Source organism: Streptomyces sp. TRM68416 (genome assembly GCF_014596915.1).
Lineage (GTDB): Bacteria > Actinomycetota > Actinomycetes > Streptomycetales > Streptomycetaceae > Streptomyces.
Genome location: NZ_JACVWU010000055.1, coordinates 1 through 3,992 on the forward strand (window position 1 = coordinate 1; position 3,992 = coordinate 3,992).

Here is a 3,992-nt window from a genome sequence, read left to right on the forward strand (position 1 = left end):
CTCGCCCCCCCCCGAGGCCCTGGGCCGGATGGGGGAGTATGGGCGGGCGGCCGAGCTGCACCGGCAGACCCTTGACGACCGCACCCGCGTCCTGGGCCCCGACCACCCTCTCACCGTGACCAGCCGCCAGGCCCTGGCGGCGGCGTTGGCCGCCTCCCGCACAAAACGTCGCAGGCGAGGCCGCTGGCTGCGCGGGACAAGGGGACTCATGAACGATCGAGGTTAATGATCCTTTTGATGGCTATCGGGAAAGTCAATGCAGCTATAGCCGCATATCCCTAACGTAGGGATATGTCACCGCTTTCCTCGCGGCAGCACCGGGCTGTCCGCCTGGCTCTGTTCATTCTGCTGGCAGTCGCCTTTGTCGTGTTCGTGATCTGGATGTCGCTCGGTGATCTGGAGGCGAACAGCGCGTGGGCCGGAGTGCTGGGCCTGTTCCTCGCGATGGCAGGCCTGATGCTCCCCCTGGCGGATGGCTTACGTACGGACAGAACGACCCTGCTGGACATGGCCCAACATGCCGACGACCTGGCCGCGACGGTCCGGGACGACTGGCAGAAGGAGGCGGTGGCGCGCGGTTTGAGCCGTGCCGGTGTGCTGCCTCTCGCCTGGGCAGGCACCCGCCGGCCGGTCGGGGACGCTCCGCAGCACGTCCTCGGACAGTCGGCTGGCCCGACCCGCGTCCTGAGGCTACGTCTGGCCGGTCGGCTGAACGGAAATCTTGATGACAGCGCCAGGACGCTGGCCGAGGCCTACGGTCAGGTGCCCAGCGGGCGTCTTGTCATCCTCGGCGAACCGGGCGCGGGCAAGACTGTGCTCGCCATGCTGCTGACGCTGGGCCTTCTCGGCGGGCGCGGGGCGGGCGAGCGCGTACCCGTGCTGCTGGCGCCCGCCGACTGGGACCCGGTCCGCGAGCCCTTGGACGACTGGATCGTGCGGACGGTAGCCGCGACGTACTACGGCGGCCAGCGTGAGGTACCACGTCTGCTTCTCGCGTACGGACTGCTGCTACCGATCATCGACGGGCTGGACGAGATCGCGGAGGCGGCGCGTCGGAGTGCCGTGAAGGCCATCGGTTACGCGGTCGGGCAGGACCGTCCGGTCGTCGTCACGTGCCGGTCCGTCGAGTACGAGGACGTGATCACGGCGGGTTCTCCTACCCCGACAGCAGAGTCGCACACACTGCGACGCGCCCCGGTGGTGGAGGTGGAACCGGTCCCCGCCGAGGCCGCCATCGCCTATCTGTCCCATGTGCACTGGCCTGACGGCGTGGACTGGAGTCGCGTTTACGCGGAGCTGCGGTCGCCGTCGGACGGCCCGGTGACGATCGCCCTGACCACGCCCCTCATGGTCTCGTTGGCGCGGGTCGTCTACGAACGGCTCGGCGGTGATCCGGGAGAAAAGCTCGATCCCCACACGTTCCGTTCCCGGCACGCGGTGGAAGACCATCTCCTCAACCAGCTGGTCCAGGCGGCCTATGCGCCCGACCGCCTGCCGTCCGGCCAGCCGATCACTCCCGACCGCCGTACCCCCGACACAGCTGACGCGCTGCGCTGGCTGACGTTCCTGGCCCGCTACCTGCACCGCTGGAGGGAACGCGATTTCGCGTGGTGGCTGCTGCCTGGGCGGGTCTTCTCGACCTGGGCCGCGCCCGCCATCGGCCTCGCCGTGGCCGTACCCGTGATGACCGTGGTCGCGGCTTGGCTGCTGTGGACCGACCTGCCCGACACCACCAACCTGCCCGGTGCCCCCGGGCCGGTCGCCTCCGGAGTGTTCGTAGGGGCGGGCAGCGGAGTCGTCGTCACGATCACCTGGTACGCAGGAGCGGCTCGCAGACCCGCCCGGCTGTCGTTCGCCCTGCGAGGTTCGTTGTCTCGGCTGCGCCGAGGCATGAGGTATGGCCTGTTGATGACCGGTGTGCCCGGAGCGACGGCGATGGTGGCCGCAGCGGTCGCGCTCTCCGCCGGGAAGAGCTGGTCCTATTCCTCGACTCGGACCTACTGCATGATCGTCGCCGTAGGTGCGGCGCTCTTCCTCGTCCTGAGCCTCGGTCTCGCTGCGCAGAACTGGCTGGACGCGGCTCCCGTGCGCGCTGCTCAGGCGGACCCGGTCGAACTTCTGCGGGCGGACCGTCGCTCCGCGTTGCTCGGTGCGACGGTGGCGGGAGTCGTGGCCGCTCTGGGGGCGTTCCCCGCCGTCGTCGCCGGCCTGGTCGCCGGTTACCTCATGAACGCGATTCTCACCGGGTGGTCCGGCGAGCCGAACCTGACCGAACTCGTCCCCTACGCCTTCGACGTCATTCCCGGAAGCCGTCCGGTATGGCCGACGGTCGCCACGATCTCTGGGGTGGTCGGTGTCACGATCGCTCTGCTCACGTGTCTGACCCGAGCCTGGCCGCGTTTCGCGGTCGCCACGCTGATCCTTGCGATAGGGGGCCAGCTACCGTGGCGGCCAATGCGGTTTCTTGCGGACGCCAGGGCGAGGGAGTTGTTGCGGCAGTCCGGTGGAACCTTCCAGTTCCGTCATGCCCGCCTTCAGGAAAGGCTGGTGGAGCAGCCTTATGCGCACGGCCCGTTGATAAGGGCCCGCAAAGTGAAGATCGCCATCGCCATGGCCCTTGCCATCGCCCTCGTGGGCGGGTTTCTGGTACACAGCACACCTAAGGATTCTTCCCGAGCGACTCTGCTCATTCGCCATCCTGGAATGACGGATATCAGCGGCGATGGGTCCCTGCTTGTGGGTACACATGGAAGTACCGGGAAAACGCGGTTATGGAACCTTCGGGAGAGGGAGCTGCTGAAGACCTTGCGGACCGGCTGGGTTGACAATGTATCCCTCAGTGCGGACGGAAAGATTTTGGCTACGGCGGAGTCCGGCACAGGGGCTTATGTGATCGCCAAGATTTGGAACACGGTATCCGGCCGTGTGGAGCATTTTTTTCGGATCAAGTATCCACAGTTCACCGGATTCGAAGTCTTTGAGTTGAGTCCAGACGGTCACACCTTGGCTGTGAACCTCGGTGATCCTTGCGAGGTGCAACTGTGGAATACGGGTACCGGAGAGAAGGAGACCGCTCTCCCTGTGCGTTGCACGCTGCAAAGTGCGACGTTCGACGAGAAGGGGGAGGCGATCGTGACGGTGATCGATGTAGGTACCGATGCTGTAAGGACGGTATGGGAAGTCTGGGACATCGAGACGGGGAAGCGGGAGAAAGAGGCCATTTTGGGGGAGGACGCGTATCAAACGATGGTCAACGAGAGCGGTCGCGCCATTGTGGTGGGCTCGGGTGACGGAACCTATGGAGTCTGGGGTGTTCTCTCAGGCGCCAAATTGGATAGTGGCGGATCGGGAGGAAACCTTCTGGCATTTAGCCGGGATGGGCGGATGATCGCCTTCACTGACTCTGGCGACCCCAGTGTCGTGCTGTGCGTGGACGCGCTGACGGGTGCGCCGATAGGCAAACCCAAGAGAGGTCATCGAGGCGAAGTGGGGGCCGGCCTGTTCAGCGCTGACGGCCGCACCCTGATCACCGTCAGCACGGTTGACGGCACAGTCAAGTTCTGGCCGGTGGATTCATCCTGAGGACTCAGCACCGTGTCCCGCGGCCGACCCGATCCGCCGGACGGCAGGCCCAGGACCTGTCGTGCGGATCAGTTCGGCGTCGCCGGTCCTGGCACTCGCTCCCAAGAAGACCCCGAGTCGCGTTGTCGATCGGTTGCCGGCTCCTCCCCGCCCGAACCACCTCGCGCGGGAGGGACCCCAACGCTGAACCACGCGTACGGGCACGACGTGTCGCTCACCGTGTACTGGCAGTCGCCTGAGCGGGTCGCCGAATTGTTGGAGCAGGCCGGATTCGCCGTCCAGGCGCGGCTGATCCGTGCGCCGGGCGAGATGGACAAGGGGCCGCAGGCGTTCGTACTGGCGCGCAAACCGGCCGCGGCCTGATTAGGCCGCGGCCAGCCTGGCGGACTCCGCTGTCACACGTGCTACGG

The 3,992-nt window shown here is 66.5% G+C and carries 3 protein-coding genes; all 3 read left to right on the forward strand.

What is annotated here, in order from left to right; translation table 11 throughout:
- Positions 1-28 precede the first annotated feature (28 nt).
- Entirely contained in the window at positions 29-226 is a 198-nt protein-coding gene (locus ICC28_RS41630; protein WP_223190784.1) for a tetratricopeptide repeat protein, read from the forward strand.
- Between the two features lie 65 nt (positions 227-291).
- Positions 292-3,582 (forward strand): hypothetical protein, encoded by a 3,291-nt coding sequence (locus ICC28_RS39775; protein WP_188293752.1) that lies wholly within the window; start codon positions 292-294, stop codon positions 3,580-3,582.
- A gap of 207 nt (positions 3,583-3,789) precedes the next feature.
- Positions 3,790-3,945 (forward strand): hypothetical protein, encoded by a 156-nt coding sequence (locus ICC28_RS39780; protein ID WP_188293753.1) that lies wholly within the window; start codon positions 3,790-3,792, stop codon positions 3,943-3,945.
- The last annotated feature ends 47 nt before the right edge of the window (positions 3,946-3,992 follow it).